This is a genomic window from Campylobacter insulaenigrae NCTC 12927 (assembly GCF_000816185.1).
GTDB classification, from domain to species: domain Bacteria; phylum Campylobacterota; class Campylobacteria; order Campylobacterales; family Campylobacteraceae; genus Campylobacter_D; species Campylobacter_D insulaenigrae.
Genome location: NZ_CP007770.1, coordinates 1,444,480 through 1,465,081, shown reverse-complemented (window position 1 = coordinate 1,465,081; position 20,602 = coordinate 1,444,480). Strand labels below are relative to the sequence as shown.

21 protein-coding genes, 1 tRNA gene and 1 pseudogene are annotated in these 20,602 nt (G+C 28.6%); 14 read left to right on the top strand and 9 right to left on the bottom strand.

The features are described 5' to 3' along the window. Positions 1–122 precede the first annotated feature (122 nt). Entirely contained in the window at positions 123–599 is a 477-nt protein-coding gene (gene ruvC, locus CINS_RS07555) for a crossover junction endodeoxyribonuclease RuvC (RefSeq protein ID WP_039651245.1), read from the top strand. Here ruvC and CINS_RS07550 read toward each other — a convergent pair. Continuing rightward, positions 596–1,222, bottom strand: coding sequence for a hypothetical protein (locus CINS_RS07550; protein ID WP_039651244.1), 627 nt, complete (start codon positions 1,220–1,222; stop codon positions 596–598). The two genes, ruvC and CINS_RS07550, sit on opposite strands and share 4 nt — an antisense overlap. Before the next feature lie 60 nt (positions 1,223–1,282). Beyond that, the gene (locus CINS_RS07545; protein WP_039651241.1) at positions 1,283–2,044 is read right to left on the bottom strand and encodes an IclR family transcriptional regulator; all 762 of its coding nucleotides are present in this window, start codon (positions 2,042–2,044) and stop codon (positions 1,283–1,285) included. A gap of 211 nt (positions 2,045–2,255) precedes the next feature. On the opposite strand from CINS_RS07545, the gene CINS_RS07540 reads away from it, so the two are divergent. The 9 genes from CINS_RS07540 to CINS_RS07500 all read left to right on the top strand — a co-directional run bounded on the left by CINS_RS07540 (position 2,256) and on the right by CINS_RS07500 (position 9,738). Further along, on the top strand, positions 2,256–3,164 hold the full coding sequence (locus CINS_RS07540; RefSeq protein WP_039651239.1) for a dihydrodipicolinate synthase family protein: 909 nt from the start codon (positions 2,256–2,258) through the stop codon (positions 3,162–3,164). Further along, positions 3,161–3,424 (top strand): D-galactarate dehydratase / altronate hydrolase, encoded by a 264-nt coding sequence (locus CINS_RS07535; RefSeq protein WP_039651237.1) that lies wholly within the window; start codon positions 3,161–3,163, stop codon positions 3,422–3,424. Before CINS_RS07540 ends, CINS_RS07535 begins: the two co-directional genes overlap by 4 nt. Continuing rightward, positions 3,421–4,587 carry a D-galactarate dehydratase / altronate hydrolase gene (locus CINS_RS07530; protein WP_039651235.1) on the top strand — a complete coding sequence of 389 codons (1,167 nt, stop codon included), beginning with the start codon at positions 3,421–3,423 and terminating at the stop codon, positions 4,585–4,587. Before CINS_RS07535 ends, CINS_RS07530 begins: the two co-directional genes overlap by 4 nt. A gap of 27 nt (positions 4,588–4,614) precedes the next feature. Further along, complete coding sequence (locus CINS_RS07525) at positions 4,615–5,397, top strand: SDR family oxidoreductase (RefSeq protein WP_039651232.1); 783 nt, start codon at positions 4,615–4,617, stop codon at positions 5,395–5,397. Positions 5,398–5,415: 18 nt separating this feature from the next. Then, complete coding sequence (gene fucP / locus CINS_RS07520; protein ID WP_039651230.1) at positions 5,416–6,660, top strand: L-fucose:H+ symporter permease; 1,245 nt, start codon at positions 5,416–5,418, stop codon at positions 6,658–6,660. A gap of 1 nt (position 6,661) precedes the next feature. Then, on the top strand, positions 6,662–7,432 hold the full coding sequence (locus CINS_RS07515) for an amidohydrolase family protein (protein WP_039651228.1): 771 nt from the start codon (positions 6,662–6,664) through the stop codon (positions 7,430–7,432). Positions 7,433–7,434: 2 nt separating this feature from the next. After that, positions 7,435–7,752, top strand: coding sequence for an L-rhamnose mutarotase (locus CINS_RS07510; protein WP_039651225.1), 318 nt, complete (start codon positions 7,435–7,437; stop codon positions 7,750–7,752). A 21-nt stretch (positions 7,753–7,773) separates the two neighbouring features. Further along, complete coding sequence (aldA, locus tag CINS_RS07505; protein ID WP_039651223.1) at positions 7,774–9,213, top strand: aldehyde dehydrogenase; 1,440 nt, start codon at positions 7,774–7,776, stop codon at positions 9,211–9,213. Between the two features lie 105 nt (positions 9,214–9,318). Beyond that, positions 9,319–9,738 (top strand): DUF417 family protein, encoded by a 420-nt coding sequence (locus CINS_RS07500; protein ID WP_039651221.1) that lies wholly within the window; start codon positions 9,319–9,321, stop codon positions 9,736–9,738. 26 nt (positions 9,739–9,764) lie between these two features. Here CINS_RS07500 and CINS_RS07495 read toward each other — a convergent pair whose 3' ends face one another. From CINS_RS07495 to CINS_RS08025, 3 genes and pseudogenes are all read right to left on the bottom strand, one after another. Then, a complete protein-coding gene (locus tag CINS_RS07495) occupies positions 9,765–12,806 on the bottom strand; it encodes a restriction endonuclease subunit S (protein ID WP_052251999.1) in 3,042 nt (1,013 codons plus the stop codon). Positions 12,807–13,310: 504 nt separating this feature from the next. Next, positions 13,311–13,760: a type I restriction enzyme HsdR N-terminal domain-containing protein gene (locus tag CINS_RS07665; protein WP_052251998.1), complete on the bottom strand. Its 450-nt coding sequence runs from the start codon at positions 13,758–13,760 to the stop codon at positions 13,311–13,313. Beyond that, positions 13,760–14,037, bottom strand: a pseudogene (locus CINS_RS08025) (site-specific DNA-methyltransferase); the annotation flags it as partial. The gene CINS_RS07665 and the pseudogene CINS_RS08025, both read right to left, overlap by 1 nt. A 460-nt stretch (positions 14,038–14,497) precedes the next feature. Here CINS_RS08025 and CINS_RS07490 point away from each other — a divergent pair. Continuing rightward, positions 14,498–14,917 (top strand): TOBE domain-containing protein, encoded by a 420-nt coding sequence (locus CINS_RS07490; RefSeq protein ID WP_039651219.1) that lies wholly within the window; start codon positions 14,498–14,500, stop codon positions 14,915–14,917. Between the two features lie 103 nt (positions 14,918–15,020). On the opposite strand, the gene CINS_RS07485 is transcribed toward CINS_RS07490, so the two are convergent. The 3 genes from CINS_RS07485 to CINS_RS07475 form a co-directional block, all read right to left on the bottom strand. Next, a tRNA-Val gene (locus tag CINS_RS07485) sits at positions 15,021–15,096 on the bottom strand. A 48-nt stretch (positions 15,097–15,144) separates the two neighbouring features. Further along, complete coding sequence (locus CINS_RS07480) at positions 15,145–16,335, bottom strand: replication-associated recombination protein A (protein WP_039651217.1); 1,191 nt, start codon at positions 16,333–16,335, stop codon at positions 15,145–15,147. Then, complete coding sequence (locus CINS_RS07475) at positions 16,335–17,510, bottom strand: hypothetical protein (RefSeq protein WP_039651215.1); 1,176 nt, start codon at positions 17,508–17,510, stop codon at positions 16,335–16,337. Before CINS_RS07475 ends, CINS_RS07480 begins: the two co-directional genes overlap by 1 nt. A gap of 131 nt (positions 17,511–17,641) precedes the next feature. On the opposite strand from CINS_RS07475, the gene glmM reads away from it, so the two are divergent. Genes glmM through hemJ form a run of 3 tightly spaced genes read left to right on the top strand, consistent with a single transcriptional unit; the run spans position 17,642 to position 19,867 of the window. Next, a complete protein-coding gene (gene glmM, locus CINS_RS07470; RefSeq protein ID WP_039651213.1) occupies positions 17,642–18,979 on the top strand; it encodes a phosphoglucosamine mutase in 1,338 nt (445 codons plus the stop codon). After that, a complete protein-coding gene (gene lspA, locus CINS_RS07465) occupies positions 18,972–19,424 on the top strand; it encodes a signal peptidase II (protein ID WP_039651212.1) in 453 nt (150 codons plus the stop codon). The genes glmM and lspA overlap by 8 nt, the downstream gene beginning before the upstream one ends. Beyond that, the gene (hemJ, locus tag CINS_RS07460) at positions 19,418–19,867 is read left to right on the top strand and encodes a protoporphyrinogen oxidase HemJ (RefSeq protein WP_039651211.1); all 450 of its coding nucleotides are present in this window, start codon (positions 19,418–19,420) and stop codon (positions 19,865–19,867) included. The genes lspA and hemJ overlap by 7 nt, the downstream gene beginning before the upstream one ends. A 25-nt stretch (positions 19,868–19,892) precedes the next feature. On the opposite strand, the gene CINS_RS07455 is transcribed toward hemJ, so the two are convergent. Next, a complete protein-coding gene (locus CINS_RS07455; RefSeq protein WP_039651484.1) occupies positions 19,893–20,567 on the bottom strand; it encodes a class I SAM-dependent methyltransferase in 675 nt (224 codons plus the stop codon). Positions 20,568–20,602: the final 35 nt, after the last annotated feature.

Genomic DNA, 20,602 nt, shown 5'->3' with positions numbered 1-20,602 from the left:
GCAATTTTCTTAAAAATGTAGTAATTATTATCGTTAAAATTCTATCTTAATTTTTATAAAAACTGGTTAAAATTATTCACTTAAATAAATTTCACACTATGTTGTGAAATAAAGGTGAAAAATTGAAAGTATTAGGAATTGATCCTGGTTCTAGGTATTGTGGCTATGCTATCATTGAAAGAAATAATGGTAAAAATCAACTTATAGAAGCAGGACTGATAAAAATTAAACCTAACAATTTACAATATCAAATTACAGAGCTTTGTGAAGGACTAGATTTAATATTTAAAAATCACCAATTTGATGAGGTTGCTATAGAAGATATATTTTTTGCATATAATCCAAAAACGGTTTTAAAATTAGCACAATTTCGTGGAGCTTTAAGTCTTAAAATTTTACAACTTCATGGAGATTTTGCAGAATATACTCCATTACAAGTTAAAAAAGCAGTTACAGGTAAAGCTAAAGCTACTAAAGAACAAGTTTCTTTTATGGTAAAAAGATTGCTTGGTATATCTAAAGATATAAAACCATTAGACATTACAGATGCCATTGCAGTAGCTTTAACACATCTAGCAAATTTGAGAATAAGAAATTAATTTCCTATGAAATAAATTTCTACATCTCGCAAAAGTTTTTCACATATAGCAGAGTCTGTATTTTTATCCACAACTAAATTTATATGGTTTTTTGTGTCTCTAAAACTTCCAGCTGATTTTGAATTTTTCACTTCTAATTTTTGATTATCTTTTAAATATTTAATTGTTATCACAAATTTAGTAGCTGCAGAAGCTTCTCCAAGATTAGTTTCTATGACTACATTCATATTTGCAGCTTTGGTTAAAGTTGCTTGAGTTTTATTAAGAATTTCTTTCATTCTTCTGTTAAGTTCTATAATTTTTGAAATATATTTATTATCAATACTTTCAAAAGAAACCTTTAATTTATTCATAGTTTCTTGATTTGTTAGTTTATCAGGAGCAACATACACCATATAAAATCCATTTTTAATATCAACTTTAGTGCTTTTTGTATCTCTTCCTGTAGCAAAAACTTTAACATAAACAGCATTATCAAGATACACTCTATCTATCATAGGACCATAAATTTCGTATTCTCTTTTTCTTACTATGACTTCTCTTGCTGCTACTTGAATTTTTACTGAACATTCATGAATTATTGGTTCCATTTCTTTTTTTATTTCAAGTAGTTCTTTAAGCATCAATCATCCTTGTTGAATTATTTTTTTGCGATTATAACAAAAAAATATTTAATTTTTTAGTTAGTATATTTTTTCTATATTAGGAAAGTTTAATAAAAGAGTTTTTTCTATTTTATTTTTTTCTTCAAGTAAAATCTTTTTATTTTTTTCTCTAAAATCTTCATTAGAATAAAAGATAAGATAAGAAATACTAATTGCAGCTATAATTTTTCCTTTATGTTCTATACCTATAGCCATACATTCAATTTGAGGATTCATTTCTCCACTTTCTATAGCAATTTTTTCTTTTTTAATTATTTGTAATTGCTCATATAGTTGCTCAATGCTATTTAAAGTATTTGGTGTAATTTTTGTAAGTTTTTTTTCATATATCGTTTGAAGTTCTTTTTTACTTTTTTTTTCTAATAAAGCTTTTCCTAAAGAGGTTGCATAGGCAGGATAAGTTGTTCCTATAAAAGATTTAAGTTGTATTTCATTATTTGTGTCAAATTTTTCAAGGTATAATACTTGTCCCCCTTTTAAAATTCCCATTTGACAGGTTTGACCACTTAAATCTCTTATAATTTTCATATGTTTTTTTATAAGTTCCATAACGCTATTTTCATTTTTTATACTTAAGCTTAATTCTAAAATTTTATTATCAAGACAATAAAATTTATTTTTACAAAATATATATCTATTTTCTTGTAAAGTTTTTAATATTGGCGAGAGTGTTCCTGTTGGAATATCTAAGTTTTTTGCAATTTGACTTAAAGTTAAATTTTTTTCACAAGCTAATAACTCTAAAATTTTTAATACTCTTAAAGTAGGTTGATGTTTCATTTTTACTCCTTTAATTATATTTTTTTACATTTTGTAACACTTTGTATAAAATATTTTTTTAGCTAATTGTATAAAAATTATGTGATTTATTCGTAATTAGGCTTATTTTATTGAATTTTTGCTTATTTTTAAAATTTAGAATATTTTGTTATATTTTTTGCATATAAATAATATTTTGTATATACAAAAAATATAAGTTAAAGGATTGAAAATGGGAATTTTAAAAGGAACTTTGCCGGCTTTATTGACTCCTTATCATAAAGATGGAAGTATCAATGAAAAAGAATTTATTAATTATTGTGAATTTGGAATTTCTAAAGGATTAGATGGGCTTTTTTGTAATGGTAGTGCAGGTGATTCTCAAGCTTTAAGTGTAGAAAAACAAATACAACTTATGAAATTAAGTAAAGAAGCTTCAAAAAATAATGTACCCATAATTACAGGTATTACTTCAAGTGTTTATGAAAATACAACTATTTTGGCTCAAAAAGCTTATGAAATAGGTCTTGATGCACTTTTGCTTGCTATGCCGTATTATTATAAGTTTAATGAAGAGACGCTTTTTGAATATGTTAAAGATATAGCAAGCAAGGTTAAGCTTCCTTTATATATTTATAATATACCGCTTTTTGCTCCACCGCTTCCATTAACACTTATTGAAAAACTTTCTAAAATTGATAATATAGTTGGTATTAAGGATAGCAGTGGAGATGCTCTACTTTTAAACCATATTTTAGATATTGTACCTGATGGTTTTGATGTTTTTGTAGGTAGAGAAGAATTTTATGCTGGAGCTTTATTTGCTGGAGCTAAGGGTTCTATGACAAGTGCAGGAGCTGTGTTTCCAGAACTTATGAGCGAAATTTATAAAGCTATGAATGAAAAATCTTACGAAAAAGCTTTAAAGATACAAAAAAGTTTATTAAAGGCTATAAGATTTGGTATGAGTATAACTTTTCCTATGGGCTTTGCTTTGCTTTTAAAAGCTAGAGGTTTTGATTTTGTAGACTTTAGTCCACACCCTCTTTCAAAAATAACTCAAGAAGCTTTGCACAATCGTTTTGATGAAGCTAAAAATATTATTAAAGAACTAGAAGAACAAACAGGAATTAAATTATGAAAGGCTTTGTTATAGTTAATGAAAAAGACAATGTAGCAACAGCCTTGCAAAATTTTCAAAAAGGGCAAAACATTGCAGGAGTTATTTTACAAGAAGATATACAAAGTGGTCATAAATTTGCACTTAAAGACATTAATACTAAAGAATTAGTGATTAAATATGCTGAAGCAATTGCAATTGCAAGTTGTGATATTAAAGCAGGAGCTTGGGTACATGTGCATAATACAGAGGGTATTAGAGGTAGAGGAGATGAACAATGAATAAATTAATGGGTTATAGAAGAGAAGATGGAAAATTTGGCTTAAGAAATAAAGTTATTATCATTCCAAGTGTACATTGCGCAAATAAAGTATGTGAAAATATTGCTAAAAAATGTCAAGGAGCAGTATATATCAATCATCAACATGGCTGTTCTCAGCTTGAATTTGATGCTTTGCAAACAAGAGATGTTTTAATAGGTCATGGAAGTAATGCCAATGTTTATGGAGTTTTGATTGTAGGTTTAGGTTGTGAGGTAATACAAGCAAAAGTGGTTGCAGAAAAAATTAAAGAAGCAACTCCTTATAAAAAAGTAGAGTATTTAGTTATACAAGAGTGCGGTGGTACTCAAAATACACTTCAAAAAGGTATTGAAATAGTTCAAAATATGCTTGATGAAGCTGCAAAAGTACAAAAAAGTGAAGGAAACTTTTCTGATTTGATTTTGGGTACAGAATGTGGTGGAAGTGATAGTTATAGTGGACTTAGTGCAAATCCTGCTTTAGGAAGTTTAAGTGATTTTGTTATAGATGAAGGAGGAGCAGTAATTTTAGCTGAGACAACTGAACTCATAGGCTGTGAAGCAATTTTAGCTAAGAGAGCTAAAGATGATGAAGTAGCAAAAAAGGTTTATGACAAGATTTTAGGTTTTGAAAATTTAGTCAAATCTTTTCATGCTGATATACGTGGAGCAAATCCGAGTCCAGGTAATATAGAGGGAGGTTTAAGTAGTATAGAAGAAAAATCTTTAGGTTGTGTTTATAAAGCCGGATCTAGAATATTAATGGATGTGATTGATTATGCCAAGCCTGTACTTTCTAAAGGACTTACTTTTATGAACACTCCAGGCAATGATATAGAGCAATTATCAGCAATGGTTGCAGGAGGTGCAAATATCTGTGTTTTTACTACAGGTAGAGGTACGCCTACGGGTTCTGCTATAGTGCCAACTATAAAAATGAGCTCTAATACTTTTTGCTATGAAAATATGCAAGATTGTATTGATATTAATGCAGGAAGTATTATAGATGGGACAAAAACAAAAGAAGAAGTAAGAGATGAGTTAATTGATTTGATTATGAGAGTTTCGCAAGGACAATTAGTTAAAGCAGAAATCAATGAACAAAATGATTTTTCAGTTTGGAGACTTGCTACAACTTGCTAAAATAAATTTTTAAATAAAGGAGAATAAATGGATTTACAAATTAAAAATAAGGTTTGTATTATCACAGGCGGTGCTAAAGGTATAGGATATGGCATTGCTAAGTTATGGGCAAAAGAAGGTGGTATACCAGTTGTTCTTTCAAGATCTATGCCACAAGAGCACGATGAAGAATTAAAAAAATTATGTCAAGATTATGGATTTTATGAGATTGATTTAAAAGATTATGAACAAATAGGAAAACTTATCAATGAGATTGCTACTCGATATGGTGGAATTTATGCTTTAGTTAATAATGCTGGAGCTAATGATAATCTTCATATTGAAGATACCACTACGCAAGATTTAATCAAATCCTATGAAAATAATCTTTTTCATTATTATACAGTAACAAAAGAATGCTTACCTTATATTAAAAAAGAGCAAGGTAGCATTTTAAATATAGTTAGTAAAACAGGACTTACAGGGCAAGGTAGAACCTCAGCTTATGCTTCGGCAAAAGCTGCACAAATAGGATTTACTAGAGAGTGGGCTTGCGCATTTGCTAAAGATAATGTAAGAGTTAACGCCCTAGCTCCAGCTGAAGTTATGACCCCTCTTTATGAAAAATGGCTTTCAAATTTTTCTGACCCAAAAGAACAATACAAAAAAATTGCTAAAAGTATTCCTTTAGGGCATCGTTTTACTACTATAGAGGAAATTGCAAATACATCAGTTTTTACACTAAGCCCTCTTGCTTCACATACTACAGGTCAAATTTTGTTTCCTGATGGGGGTTATGTGCATTTAGATAGAGCTTTAAATTGGGATTAAATTATAAAGGAGTAAAAAATGAACGAAAATTCAAGAAATATTAAAATAGCAATTATTCTTGTTACTTCACTTTTCTTTTTATGGGGTGTAAGTTATGGTCTTATAGATGTGATGAATAAAAATTTTCAAAATCACTTGCATATTACTCAACATGAGAGCGGTTTTTTGCAACTTGCTTATTTTGGAGCTTATTTTATTATCGCTTTACCTGCAGGTTATATAGCAAATCGTTTTTCTTATAAAATGGGTATTATTTTTGGTTTGGCTTTATATGCCATTGGTTGTTTGCTGATTATACCAGCGACAAATATAGCAAGTTTTGGCTTATTTTTATTTGCCTTTTTCATTTTAGCTTGCGGTATAGGATCATTAGAAACAAGTGCAAATCCTTATATGGTAAAACTTGGTGATGAAAAAAATGCAAGTTTTAGAATCAATGCAGCACAAAGCTTTAATGGTTTTGGACAATTTGTGGGACCAATCATTGGTGGAGCCTTGTTTTTATCCATAACAAAACAAGAAGAAGGAGCAAGCGCTGATCAAATAGAGCAAGCACTTTTAGCAAATATGAGTAATGTTCAGCTTGTTTATGTGGGTATTGCTGCTATAGTGCTTTTAATTTTAATACTTTTTGCTTTAAATAAAATTCCAGAAGGTTCTCAAGTAAGTAGTGATTATGCTAAAGAAGATACAAGTAAAGCTTTTGGAGTTTTTAAACATAGTCATTTTAATTTTGGACTTATAGCACAATTTCTTTATATAGCTAATCAAGTTGCTGCTGGAGCATTTTTTATTAATTATGCTACAGAACATTATGAAGGACTTAGTGATGAACAAGCAGCATATTATTTTTCTATAGCTTTAGTAGCTTTTATGATGGGCCGAATTCTTTCTACACCTTTAATGAAAAAAATTAAAGGAGAAAGTATTTTAGGAATTTATTCTTTAATTAATGTTATTTTATGTGTAGGGCTTTATTTTAGTAGTGGTTTGTTTAGTGTTATTTTACTAATTACATTATTTTTCTTTATGAGTATTTCTTTTCCTACTATTTTTGCTGTTTCTACAAAAAATTTACCTTTTCATCAGGTTAAATTAGCAGGTTCACTTTTAGTTATGAGTATAGTAGGAGGTGCTATCAGTCCTTTAATTATAGGGGCTATAAATGATCATTTTGGTACTAGTATGGGCTATTTAGCTATGGCACCTTTATTTTTATATGTAGCTTGGTATGGCTTTTTGGGTTCTAAAATAAGGGCTTAAAATGCAAAAAATTTTTGATGCACATCTTCATCTTTGGGATTTAGATCAAATGAGTATTCCTTGGTTGAAATTTAATGAGTGCTTAAATAAAAATTTTAATTATGAAGATGTGATAAAAAAATATCAAGATTTTGATTTAATTGGAGCTATGTATGTTGAAGCAAATAGTGATGATAAAGATAGTGAAGCTTCTTTTGCCTTAAAGCAAAAGGAGCTTTATGGTTTTAAACTTTGTTTAGCTGATATAAATTATAAAGATGAAATTTCAGCTTTTAGAGAAGTTTTACACACAAGTGTAAAGGGAGCTAGAAGGCTTTTAGAAGAGGATTTTTTACAAATTTTAAAATATTTAGAAAAAGAAAATTTAGTTTTTGAAGCTTGTATGAAAAATGAAGAGCTTGCTATGCTAGAGTTTGTTTTTAGAACTTGTCCTAAATTAAAAGTTTGTCTTAATCATTTTGGAACACCTTCTAAGGAACATTTGGATCAATATAAAAAAACTTTAGAAAAATTTTCTCATTATTCGCAATTTTTTATAAAACTTTCAGCTCCTGATAATTTTTCACAAGAAACTCCAAAAGATTTTCTTTTTGAAATTTTTGCTTTTTTAAAGGCTTGTTTTGGAGAAGAAAGACTTTTATTTGGTTCTAATTTTCCTGTGGCGAAGTTAGAGCCAAATGAGTGGGCAAAGCTCATTATACAAAGTGAAGTTTTTGAAAATTTAGATGCTATTTTTTATAAAAATGCTTTTAATTTATATGAAAGGAGTTAAAAATGCAAAGATATGGGCAGATTATTAAGATCAAACCCGAAAAAATTAAGGAATATAAAGAGCTTCATGCAAGTCCTTATAAAGGAGTTTGTGAAATGATTAAAGAGTGTCATATACAAAATTATTCTATTTATCTTTTTGGGGAATATTTGTTTGCTTATTTTGAATACGTAGGCAATGATTTTAAAAAAGATATGGAAAAAATGGCAGCAGATGTAAATACTCAAGAATGGTGGAAAGTTACCGATCCTTGCCAAATTTCTTTAGGGAATGCTGGAGAAAAATGGCTTGATATGGAAGAAGTTTTTCATTTGGATTAAACCCAAAATTAAGGAGACACAATGACAACATATTACAATTTTATTGACGGAGAATTTATCCCTCATAATGGTGAATTTATCGAAGTTATTAATCCTGCGACTAAGGAAGTGATTTCTAAAGTAGCAAGTGCATCTTTAGAGGATACACAAAGAGCCATACAAGCAGCTAAAAAAGCTCAAAAAGCTTGGGAGGCAAAACCTGCGATACAAAGAGCTAATCACTTAAGAGAACTTGCAAATTTAATACGCAAAAATGCAGATTATTTAACTGAAGTTTTGATGCAAGAGCAAGGTAAAGTTAGGTCTTTAGCTAGTGTAGAAATTCATTTTACAGCAGATTATATGGATTATACAGCCGAATGGGCTAGACGCTATGAAGGTGAAATTATACAAAGCGATAGAGCTAATGAGCATATCTATCTTTATAAAAGTGCTCTTGGAGTTGTTAGTGGAATTTTACCTTGGAATTTTCCTTTCTTTTTAATTGCTAGAAAGTTAGCTCCAGCTTTACTTACAGGTAATACTATAGTTATTAAACCAAGTAGCGAAACTCCAAATAATGCTTTTGAATTTGCTAAACTTGTTTCTCAAAGTTCTTTACCAAAAGGTGTTTTTAATCTTGTAGCAGGTAAAGGAAGTGTTGTAGGAGAAGAATTAGCAAGTAATGAAAATATTGCTATGGTAAGTCTTACAGGAAGTGTTGATGCAGGTACAAAAGTTATGCAAGCAGCAGCTAAAAATATTATTAAAGTTTCTTTAGAGCTTGGCGGAAAAGCACCTGCTATAGTTTGCAAAGATGCAGATATTGATTTAGCAGTTGAAGCGATAAAAGCAAGTAGGATTTGCAATAATGGGCAAGTTTGCAATTGTGCTGAAAGAGCTTATGTACATAAAGATGTTTATGAGGAATTTGTAGATAAATTTGTTAAAAGTATGAGTAAAGTAAGTGTTGGAAATACTTTAAAAGGTGATTTTGATATGGGACCTCTTGTGAATCAAGCAGGACTTGATAATGCTTTAGCTATGCTTGATAGAGCAGTGCAAAAAGGAGCAGTTGTAGAATGTGGCGGAAAGCTTAATGATACAAGTGGTTATTATTTTCCAGCTACTGTTTTAACGGGTGTTAAACACGAAGATGAGATCATGCAAAAAGAAATTTTTGCTCCTATTTTACCTATTACTAAATTTGATACTCTTGATGAAGCTATTGATATGGCAAATGATTGTGAGTATGGACTTACAAGTTCTATTTATACACAAAATTTAGACATAGCTATGCGCGCAAGCAGGGAGATTAAATTTGGTGAAACTTATATTAATCGTGAAAATTTTGAAGCTATGCAAGGTTTTCATGCAGGATGGAGAAAAAGTGGTATAGGTGGAGCTGATGGTAAGCATGGGCTTGAAGAATATTTGGCTACACATGTAGTTTATTTGCAATATAACAACAACAAACAATAATCTTGCTTTGAGGCTTAAACCTCAAAGTACATTTGACAAACTCTGATATAATCATTTTGCTAGCAAAATTACTTTGATACTTATCAATTTTTATAAAGGTATTTTATGAATAAACTTGCAAATTATTTTATTAATACAAATATCGATAAGTTTGTATTGCGTTTTGTGGTTATTTTAGTTTTTCTTGCTTTTGGTATTTCTAAATGGTTTGATTTTGAAGTAGAATTGTTAAAACCTTTATTTTCTAAGACTTGGTTGGCTTTTTTGCCTCATTTGTTTGGTGATGCTGGAGCTTCTTATGCTTTGGGTATTGTAGAGGGAATTATTTATATTTGTTTAATTATTGGATTTTTTAATCCTAAATTTGGTGTTATAGGTGCTTTGGGGGTATTAGCTACTTCTTTAACTACTTTAAGCTTAATGATACAACTAGGTTTTGATGGATTTTTATTTAAAGATGTATTATTTATAGGTGCTTCTTGCGTGATTTTAAAATTTGATTTAAAAAGAATCTTGGAAAAATAATGCAAAGCTAAATTCTTTAAAGATATTTAGCTTTGATAGAGGTATTTTTGCAAAATTTCTTGAGTGTTATTATGCATATTGTCAAGCTTATTTTTTAAAATTTGCTTTCTGTTTTCTATGTAATCAATTATTGCTATAAGCTTTTCTTGTTCTTGTAGTGGAGGTAGTGTGATTTGTAAGGATTTTATCCTATCTATTGATGCTCTTAATTCCCTACAAAAACCTTTATTATGTCCTGATTGCTCTAAAGCAAAGCTAAACAATTTTGTATTTATCTCATTACTTTTTACCCTTAAAAATCCACAATGGTCAGTCGGATAGAATGGCGTATTTTTTGGAATAAAACTTACCACCCAATCCCCATCAATCCCCCATAAAATACTATCTTTATTATAATCGTTTAAAATTTCTTTATTAATATATCCAAAAATCTCTTTAACATTTGCACTATATACAGGAATTTTTCCGCTTTCTTTTACTTCATCTTTAAGGACTCGTTTGCCTATTTGTATTGCAAATTTTTTGTTATCACTTAAGCGATGTTTTTCCCATGTTTCTTTTGGTGGAGTGGGGATAGAATCTAAAAGGCTTTCTAGTTGTTCTATATCAAAGGTATTATTAGAATCTGGTGCATTAATAGCTAATGCAATATCTTGTGTGCTATATAAATGCTTAGAATGTGTTGTGCTTGGCTGTGTTTTAGAATCTTTATTTTTACTTATATTTATATGGTGAGATTGCATTGTTATCTTAGAATCTAGGCTTAATTCTTGATTGTTAATTATTTGGAATAGGCTTTGCGTATCATTATTGTGAGCTTCTGTAATTATATCTGCTTTAAATAAAACTGCTTTTATAAGATTTTCATATGCTTGTATCAAATCGTTTATATTTTTAGTATAGCTTTCTACTTCCTCGCATTCTTTTACAATTTGTTTTTGAATCTCAAGTGGCGGTAGGGGGATTTTAAAACATTCAAATTTATTTGTATCAAATTGTGGATATTGAGAACCGCTTTTATATAGTTTTTGTCCATATGCTTCAAGTATATAGTAGGTATAGTCAAACAATATTTTTTCATTTTTAATGCTAATAAGTTTATTGTTGGCTGATACAAATTTGCCTTTAAATTTCTTAATATTTGCGTATCTTGCGACACCCAATGCTATTACTTCGCCCTCATTAATATAGCCTTTAGCTATATTTTCATCTGTCCACCAATCGTAATTTTTTGAACTAGGTAAAAGCTTTATGTTCCCATTATTAACTTTCATGCTTTTTAATTTTTCCGCACTTACTTGATGTTGGAACTTATTGATACTACACACTTCCCCCAACTTTACAAGCTCATATTTAGAATCTATAAAGGGATTAAGGCTTGTGCTATCTTGTGTTGTATTGAGTGTTATTGTTTTGTTAAATTCTATGGTTTTAAAGTTTAAAAGATTGCAAGTTATAACATAGCTTATGTATTGATTAAAGCTTTCATGATTATGAAAGTTACCCTTGAAACTTTGTTTAATTGCATAGGCGATCTTATCTTGTGCGTTGCGGTTTTGCTTATCGCTTAAAAGCCCCTCTGTTTCACTCAAGCCACTTTTGCTATTTTTAGATTTGCTTATCACATAGCCCAAGAATTTCTTTTGTTCATCTGTATCATCTGGGGCTTTTATAATGAGTGTTTTTTGCTTGTAGGTGAGTGCAAAAAAAGTTAGCTTCACTTTTTCTCTCTCTAGGATATAGCTAAATAGCCTATTTTGCATTTCCTTATCTTGCTCTTGCTTATCTAGGGCTTTAAAATTTTTTGAATCTTTGTATTTTTTAATATCGTTTAGATTCTCAAAAGCATTTTTGTATTCTTCAAAAAGGGGATAGTTTGGCAAAGCTTTTTGTTTTAACAAGCCTATATAATCTTGCTTTTCAAATTCTTGCATCGCTAGATAAGATTCTAATATTTCATTATCTGTAAAATTTTCTTGCATTGTATGAGCAAAAATTGCATTAATGCTATCTTGTAAAAGCTCTGTCTTCTTTGGCGGTTCATCAAAGCGACTTAAAAATAAAATGATTGTATTTGTGCCTGTTGTGCCAAAGGTTTGGCTACCAAAGGAGCAAATGGCATGAATGTTAAAATTTGATAAGATGATTTCTCTTGCTTTGATTGTAGCTTGATCTGTATTTGAAAGGATTGAGCTAGGAAGAATGATTGCTGCTAAGCCTTTTGGTTTTAAGATATGAGTTAGCCTTTCTACAAAAACATTTTCTATCATTGCACTATTTAAGCTTGTAAATTCTAATACTTCATAAGGCTTATTGCCCTCTTTGCCTTTTAGGACATTTTGGCTTAAATGCTGTTTGAAGTCTTTGACTGAATAGGGTGGATTTGCTACTAATATATCAAAAATTTGTTGCTTAGCTCCATAAAATTCTTGATCATATTCTAAGCCATCAATAAAGCGGATTTTTGCTTTATTCGCACCATTTAAAAGCATTGCAACTTGGGTTGTCCTTGCTAGGCGATCATCTTTATCTATGCCATAGAAATTTTCTGATAAGGCATTATCATCTATGCTGAGTTTATCTTTGCAATAATCACTAAACGCATTTACGCCCTCTGTCAAAAAATGCCCTGCACCACAAGCAAAGTCTATAATTTTTGGAAACTTTTTATCTTTGAGATTAATAAAATCTTCAAAAGGTAGGGCATTCCACATAAAGCGAGTAATTGGCATTGGGGTGAAATATCTACCCTCATCTTCTTTGAAGCCTTCGTTTAAAAATTGCTCAAAAAGATCTCCTAAAAATTGATACTTGCTAGAATAGGAAAAGCGGTATTTCTCAAAAAGCTGTATAACCTCTGCTAAAACTTTGCCATTTTTCTCAAAAAGCTTTTTATTGTAGCTTTGCTTGAAATTAAAAAATTGTGCAGAGTAGATTCTTGCTTTTTGTAATTCTGTTTCTAATATCTCTTGTAGTTTTTTACGATTTGCACCTGTGTAGGTTTGCAAGGTATTAGCAACAAAGTTTTCTTCTGTGTGATAAACTTCTTCTTTTAAAAAATCTTTCATGCCTTTAATAAAAAGATTTAAAAGTCTTTTATATAGGCTAAAATAATCATCTTTAAAAGGGTTGTAATAAAAGTCTAATTCTTCATCATCTTGTTTGCTTGCTTCATCTACACATTTACAAAGAAAAAGGGCTAAGAGTGAATTAAAGGCATTTTGCGGGTCGCTTATGTTGTTATGTCTTAGAATCTCTTTGAATTTTACATTTAAACCATCGCTTTTTTCAAATTCTTTTAAGTCTTTTTTATAAAGGGGTAATATACCTATATCATAAGCTTGTGATTTAAAAATGAGATTTTCATAGGACTTTTTGTTATAGGTTTCTTCTCAAACCATGAAAAAATCGCTTACACCTGATGCTTTTTGAAATGTCTGTATTGAATTATCATTTAAACTTAGATTTAAAATATTTGCATCATCTTTAAATTTAATAATCTCTTCTTTTGTTATTATTTCTGAATTTTTATAATCACTGGCATATAGGCATAGCCATTCTACGCTTCTAGCTTATGCGGCATAGCTAAAAAGTTGGTTGCCATCGCTATTATTAAATAAATCTTTTTTAGCATTATCAAATTCTTTTCCCATAGTTTTACATTCTATAATGCAATAAACATAACTTTCTTTATTATTTTCATCGCTTTTATATATTGTAATATCTGCTCTACCGCTTTTAGCACTATGCCCTAGCTTCCAAGTTTTTTCTAATACTAAGTCTTGAGCTTTGTAGCCTATTTCTAAGAGTTTATGCACACATTCAAAAACAACAAAATTTTCATTTTGTGAAAAATTGCTTGTTGTATCACTTTCAGTAGTGAGCTCTTGCGGATATATGAGCTTTTCTTTATTAAAATCTACTTGCATTGTGTAGCTATTTATAGTTTTAGAATATTTATTATCCTCTTGTTTAAAACCTAATATTGCCAATACTTCTTTAAAGTTATCCTTTGTTATCATAAAAAGCCTTTTGTTTTAAAGCTAAGCCCTATTTTATTTGCATAACTTGTGAAACTACCGCTTAAATTTCTAAGATCTAAAAAAGTTAAAAAGTCATTGAGTTTAAAAATTAAAGCATTCTTTTGTGTGATAAAAAATCTACTTTTAATTCATCTTTATATATGCTTTGCTCTAAAAGATAATCTAATAATCTTTCATCATAATTTTGTGCTAAATTTCTAATGTGATTTAGCGTTTCAAAATGATTCTCTAAATTTTGCAATAATTCATTTTGCATATATACTCCTATTTGCGATCTATGAAAGAGATTTTTGATGCGTAAATATTTATAAATTTTTATTTCCTTAGTATAATTATATCAAAGATGCTTTTTAATAAAATTGAATAAAAATATATTCTAAGATATTATAAGTCTATCTTATAACATCAAAAAGCTATTAGATTTTGTTCTTTTTATATTTAATCAATTTTAAATTTTTTAATTAAATAAATATAGCAAAAATAATTTTGTTAATTTATACCACTAAAGTTTGAATTTATCGTAGTTTGCTCAATGCTTTTTATTACCGAGATTTCTTTTATCTGATGAAAAAATATATAAAGATATGTAATACCTGATTAAGAAAATATTGTTAAGATAGCAAGAATATAGTTATTAAATCATGATAAATATTATAAAGAGTTTTTACAGGTGAGTGAATTTTAAATTATAATAATTTCATAATTAAGGAGTAAAAATGCAAATTAGTGCAAGAAATGTTTTTTCAGGAAAAGTAGTAGAATTAGTTGCAGGTGCAGTAAATGCAGAGGTGGTATTAGAGTTAAAAAATGGGATAAAAATTGTTTCAATCATAACTAAAAATTCTATAGAGAATTTAGATCTTAAAGTTGGTAAAGAAGTAAAAGCTATCATTAAATCAACATCAGTTATGATAAGTAATGAAAAAGATCTTAAAATTAGTGCAAGAAATATCTTAAAAGGTAAAATTACAAATATAAATAAAGGTGTAGTTAGTGCTGAAGTTAGTTTAGATTTAGGAGAAAATCAAATTTTAACATCATTAATCACATTAAATTCTGCTCAAGATGTTGATTTTAAAGTTGGTGATGAGGTTTGTGGAATCATAAAATCAACTTCAGTGATGATAGGTTTATAAAATCAGCAAGTCTATGCTTATTTATTTTCTTTAATTTTATAAAGATTGATTAGATTTTAAATACTCTTAAAATTATAGTAATTTAAGTTAGAAAACTACAAAATGGTGGCTCCGATTGGACTTGAACCAACGACCACCACCATGTCAAGGTGGTGCTCTACCAGCTGAGCTACGGAACCATAAGGTGAAAATTATATAAAAATTTTTTTATAATGTGCTTAAAGTAATTATGTTTGATGCTTTTTCATTTGTGTTAGCCATAAATTTAGTTGTTGTTCAAATCCTATGTTCTTGCTATGGTAAAATTTTAAATCTTTTTCTAAATATCTTTGTTTTACCCAACCTCCAAAATCATGAGGATACAGGTAAGTGTTTCTTTTAGGGTGATTATTATCAAGATGAGGAAGTGTTTTTAAGGCAGGGTTATTTTTGACATAGGTTAAAGCATCGTTTATAGCCAAATAACTTGAATTTGATTTAGGAGAGCTTGCTAAAAATACCACACATTGTGCTAAGATGATTCTAGCTTCAGGATAACCTATGTTTTTAACTGCTATAAGTGTGCTTGTAGCTAAATTTAAAGCTTGAGGGTTGGCATTAGAGATATCTTCGCTAGCAAATATAACTAATCTTCTAGCTATGAAATCAGCACTTTCTCCTCCATCGATTAATCTAGCAAGATAATATAAACTAGCATCTACATCACTTCCTCTTAAGCTTTTAATCAAGGAACTTGCGAGTTTGTAGTGCACATCTTTACTAGAAATACTATCGTTTAAAACATTAGCTCTTAACTTTTTTAAAGTTTGAAGTTGTATGTTTAAAGGATTAAGGGCTAATGCAAATTCACATAAATTTAAAAAACTTCTTGCATCATTTGCGCTTGAATTAATTAAAAAATCTTTAGCATCATCATCGATTGTACAGTTTAATTCTTTTTGTACTCTTAGGGCTAATTTTTCTAAATCTTGATAATTTAATCCTTGAAATTCAAAAAGCATACTTCTGCTTCTAATACCTGAAGTTAATGCAAAATAAGGATTTTCGGTGCTTGCACCTATAAAAATACAATTTTGATTTTCTAAAGGCACTAAAAGCATCTCTTGTTGAGTTTTTGAAAGTCTATGAACTTCATCTATAAAAATTAAAGGTTTATAAAGTGAATTTTCATATTTGTTTAATACTTTTCTTAGCTCATCAAGCCTAAAATTTCCACCATCAAATTCATAAAAATCAAGTTTAAAATCAAAAGCTACTGCTCTAGCAAAAGAGGTTTTTCCACATCCTGCGGGTCCAAAAAATATACTATGTGGCAGTTTTGAAAGAGATATAAATTTTTTAAAAATTTCTACTAAATTTTCTTGTCCTAAAACTTCGTTTAGAGTTTTAGGACGAAATTTGAGACTTAAATTATTCATTAATTAACAGACATGAAATCTGTTTGTTCGCCATTTATAATTGTCTTGATATCGGTTTTGTTTGAATCATCATAAATCAAATCAAATACATAAGATCCATTTTGATCAACAAAAAATTCGTTAAAATTTTCTAAATCACCTATGATTTGACTTGGAAGTAGTTGAGATTGGATATGAACTTGACTTTTTATTGAATTATCTTTGACTATGGTTTGACCATTTGAAACAAATTTTTTATTTTCTTTTGAAAATGAAAAATTATTTAAGAAAATTTGAGGATCAGTTTGTAAAAAATTGTTAGCTAAGAGTATTAAAGAAAATAAATTAGTATTAGAACTTTGTAATATTTTGTCATAAACTTCTTTGGAAATATTTTTAAAATCCATAGCTAAGGCTATATCATCTAAGATAAAATTATTTGGTAAAAGCTGTAAATTTGCGAGATTTACTTCTAAGATATTGTCATAATTGTTTTGTGGGTTGGTGGTTGTTTTTGTATAGATATTTAAATTTTTTAAAATTATTTCATTTAAAAAATTTATACTTTCTATAGTTGTATTTTGTTCGCTATTACGTGAAGGATTTAAAATATCTTCAAATTTTAATTGACTTGTAGGAATTTCAGAAATTTTTATATTTTTTAATTCAACCATACCATCTTCTTGAGATGGTTGCCCAAAGAGGATATAATCAGCATTTAATTGCATATTGTCTATAAAAATATCACTACCATTGATGATAAAATTCAAATTTTTTATAACTATATCTGTATCATCGTATGTGGTATTAAGATCGTTTAATTTAGCATTTACGATAATTTTCTTGTTTAGTTTTGTATTAATTAATATTTTTAAAATTTCTTCGTTAGAAAATATATTTGATAAATCTTCATTTTCATTAAGAATGGAAATTTTTATATTGTTGCTTGTTAATATAATATTAGAAAAATCAATATGAACTTTAAAACTATAAGGAATATTATTAAGAGTTACTTTAAATTCACCTTTTGAATTTAATAATCCTTTAGTATAGTTGATATCTTCTACTTTGTAATAAGATGTATCTGCATTAAGATATGAAAATACTTTTTCATTTAAAGAATTCATATAAAAACTTGAAGCAAAAAAAGCAACAAATGCAAAAACTACAATAATACCTAAGATGATTTTTTTCATTGATAACCTTTAAATTTTTTAATTTTAAGATTATATATTGATTTTGCAAACTAATGACAATATTTCACTTGCTTTAGACATTGCTTAACTTTATTTTCTTATAATTAACATTTAAAATCAAAGGGAGAAGTATGAAACTTTTTGGAACAGATGGAGTTCGTGGTAAAGCAGGGGAACTTTTAGATTCGTTTTTAGCAATGCGTTTGGCTATGGCTGCTGGAATTTATTTTAAAGATAAAGCAATTACTAATAATATTTTAGTAGGTAAAGATACTAGAAGAAGTGGATATATGATAGAAAATGCTATCGTTTCAGGACTAACCTCTATAGGTTATAATGTGATAGAAATAGGACCTATGCCAACTCCCGCAATTGCTTTTTTGACTGAAGATATGCGATGTGATGCTGGTATTATGATTTCTGCTTCGCATAATCCTTACTATGATAATGGTATTAAATTTTTTGATGCACATGGTAATAAACTTGATGAGCAAGCAGAAGCGCAAATAGAAGAAATTTATTTTAATGACAAATTAATAGAAGAAGCAAAAATAACTAAATCTCAAATTGGTCAAGCAAAAAGAATTGATGATGTTATTGGTAGATATATTGTTTCTATTAAAAATTCTTTCCCTAAAAATTTAACTCTTAAATCCTTACGCATAGTACTTGATGTGGCTCATGGAGCAGCTTATAAAGTAGCACCAACTGTATTTAAGGAGCTAGGTGCTGATGTTATTGTGATTAATGATAGTCCTAATGGTTTAAATATTAATGAAAATTGTGGAGCTTTACATCCTTTAAATTTAGCCTTGGAAGTGAAAAAATTTAGAGCCGATGTAGGTTTTGCTTTTGATGGAGATGCTGATCGTTTGGTTGTGGTTGATGAAAAAGGCAGTGTAGCTCATGGAGATAGTTTACTTGGAGTGTTAGCTTTATTCTTGAAAAAACAAGGTAAGTTAAGATCTAGTGTTATTAGTACTATTATGAGTAATGGTGCTTTAAAAGAATTTTTAAATAAGCATAAGATTAAACACGAAACTTGTAATGTTGGTGATAAATATGTATTAGAAAAACTAAAAGAATGTGAAGGAAATTTTGGTGGCGAGCAAAGTGGACATATTATTTTTAGCGACTATGCTAAAACAGGTGATGGATTAGTAGCAGCTTTACAATTTAGTGCTTTAATGCTTAGCGAAGAAAAAAATGCAAGTGAAATTTTAAATCAGGTAAAGCCTTATCCACAACTTTTACACAATCTTAAAATTTCGCAAAAAAAAGATTTATCTCAAATAGAAGGCTTGCAAGTTTTGAAACAAAATTTAGAAAAACAAGGAATTTCAAGCTTGTTTCGATATTCAGGAACTGAAAATTTAATTCGCTTACTATTAGAAGGAAAAGATGTCAAACTTTTAGAAAAACAAATGAAAGAAGTAGAAAAATTTTTTATGAAAGCACTTAATGCTTAAATTTTCATATTTAAAATTCTGTTTAATTTTTATCTTAGTTTTTGTTTTGGATCAATTAAGTAAATATATATTTTTACAAGGATTTGTATATAAGGGTGAATTTTTTGATTTGATTTTAACTTATAATACAGGTGTTGCTTTTTCTATGTTTGCCTTTTTAGGTGAGTATTTAAAGTATATACAACTTATTTTTATTATTATTTTATTTTTTTATTTGTTTTATCAGAAAGAATTTTTAAAAACCCATATAATAGCTTTTGCTATGATGCTAAGTGCAGGATGTTCTAATTTGCTTGATAGATTTATGCATATTGGAGTGGTTGATTTTGTTTTTTGGCATAAATGGTTTGAATTTGCTGTTTTTAATTTTGCTGATGTAATGATAAATATCAGCGTAGCTTTGATTTTAATAAAAGAAATTTTTAATAAAGGAAAAAAATGTTAGATTTTTTAAATGAGTGGTATTTGTGGATTAAAGTAATCCATTATTTAGCTTTTGTTTCTTGGATGGCTGGAATGTTTTATTTACCAAGACTTTTTGTTTATCATGCTGAAAATAATCATAATAAAAATTTTGTAGATGTGATAAAAATTCAAGAAAGAAAGTTATATTTTTATATACAAACTCCAGCGATGATAGCTACTGCGATAACTGGTAGTTTAATGATGATAGCTAATAAAGATGTTCTAATGGTTGGTGGATATATGCACGCAAAATTAACCTGTGCATTGCTTTTGATTATTTATCATTTTCAAAATTACTATTATTTAAGGCAACTTCAAAATGATATTTGTAAAAAAAGCGGAAAATTCTTTAGATTTTATAACGAAATACCAACTATTTTATTTATCATAATCGTTATAATGATGGTGGTAAGACCATTTTAAAGCAAAATATTTTGCTTTAAAATGATTATTTTTGTCCTATGTAAATGTAGTGTTCTACACTTCCTTCAAAGTTGTGTAAATTCATTAGTTCATAATCTCCCCAAAATAAAGGTTTAAAAGGCTTAAAATTATCTTTTAAGTCTTGTATATTTTTAATAAATCTCATGTAAGTTGAGCTATTTAGTCTTCCTGTGTGTTTAACTTCACACAAGCCATTTTCTAAAGCTTCGCTTCTTTCAAAGGCACTATAGCCTTTATTGCTCATCATGGTAGCAAAAATGATTGCCCCATCGTTGCATATGTCATAAAATTCTTGTATAGTATTTTTAAAATCTTCTAAAGGTAGATAATATAAACTTTGATTTGCAAAAATTAAGTCCATTTTTTCATTAAATAGTTTTTTTATACTAGCGTTAGGTTTAATGACATGGAAATTATTTTCATTGATATTTGCATCATTTTTCCATGTGGTGTTTAAGCTTTCTACTATATCAACACCAAAAGTTTTAAAGCCTTTTGTTTGAAAATATTTAGAATGAATTCCATTGCCACAACCAAAATCTAGTAAATTACCACTAGTTTTTTGGAGTTTGTATTTTAATATTCTTTCATAAAATCTTATTACGTGACCATCAGGATATTGTAAACCATAATTTTCTTGATCGTATTTTTGAGTGTAAGCTTCTAAAGAATTATCAATCATAAATGTACCCCTTGTGTATTTTTCATGATAAT

Coding starts and splice junctions, on each gene's coding strand:
- CINS_RS07550 (WP_039651244.1), bottom strand. CDS start 1,222: ATGCTTAAAGAACTACTTGAAATAAAAAAAGAAATGGAACCAATAATT.
- CINS_RS07545 (WP_039651241.1), bottom strand. CDS start 2,044: ATGAAACATCAACCTACTTTAAGAGTATTAAAAATTTTAGAGTTATTA.
- CINS_RS07540 (WP_039651239.1), top strand. CDS start 2,256: ATGGGAATTTTAAAAGGAACTTTGCCGGCTTTATTGACTCCTTATCAT.
- CINS_RS07535 (WP_039651237.1), top strand. CDS start 3,161: ATGAAAGGCTTTGTTATAGTTAATGAAAAAGACAATGTAGCAACAGCC.
- CINS_RS07530 (WP_039651235.1), top strand. CDS start 3,421: ATGAATAAATTAATGGGTTATAGAAGAGAAGATGGAAAATTTGGCTTA.
- CINS_RS07525 (WP_039651232.1), top strand. CDS start 4,615: ATGGATTTACAAATTAAAAATAAGGTTTGTATTATCACAGGCGGTGCT.
- fucP (WP_039651230.1), top strand. CDS start 5,416: ATGAACGAAAATTCAAGAAATATTAAAATAGCAATTATTCTTGTTACT.
- CINS_RS07515 (WP_039651228.1), top strand. CDS start 6,662: ATGCAAAAAATTTTTGATGCACATCTTCATCTTTGGGATTTAGATCAA.
- CINS_RS07510 (WP_039651225.1), top strand. CDS start 7,435: ATGCAAAGATATGGGCAGATTATTAAGATCAAACCCGAAAAAATTAAG.
- aldA (WP_039651223.1), top strand. CDS start 7,774: ATGACAACATATTACAATTTTATTGACGGAGAATTTATCCCTCATAAT.
- CINS_RS07500 (WP_039651221.1), top strand. CDS start 9,319: ATGAATAAACTTGCAAATTATTTTATTAATACAAATATCGATAAGTTT.
- CINS_RS07495 (WP_052251999.1), bottom strand. CDS start 12,806: ATGAAAGATTTTTTAAAAGAAGAAGTTTATCACACAGAAGAAAACTTT.
- CINS_RS07665 (WP_052251998.1), bottom strand. CDS start 13,760: ATGATAACAAAGGATAACTTTAAAGAAGTATTGGCAATATTAGGTTTT.
- CINS_RS07490 (WP_039651219.1), top strand. CDS start 14,498: ATGCAAATTAGTGCAAGAAATGTTTTTTCAGGAAAAGTAGTAGAATTA.
- CINS_RS07480 (WP_039651217.1), bottom strand. CDS start 16,335: ATGAATAATTTAAGTCTCAAATTTCGTCCTAAAACTCTAAACGAAGTT.
- CINS_RS07475 (WP_039651215.1), bottom strand. CDS start 17,510: ATGAAAAAAATCATCTTAGGTATTATTGTAGTTTTTGCATTTGTTGCT.
- glmM (WP_039651213.1), top strand. CDS start 17,642: ATGAAACTTTTTGGAACAGATGGAGTTCGTGGTAAAGCAGGGGAACTT.
- lspA (WP_039651212.1), top strand. CDS start 18,972: ATGCTTAAATTTTCATATTTAAAATTCTGTTTAATTTTTATCTTAGTT.
- hemJ (WP_039651211.1), top strand. CDS start 19,418: ATGTTAGATTTTTTAAATGAGTGGTATTTGTGGATTAAAGTAATCCAT.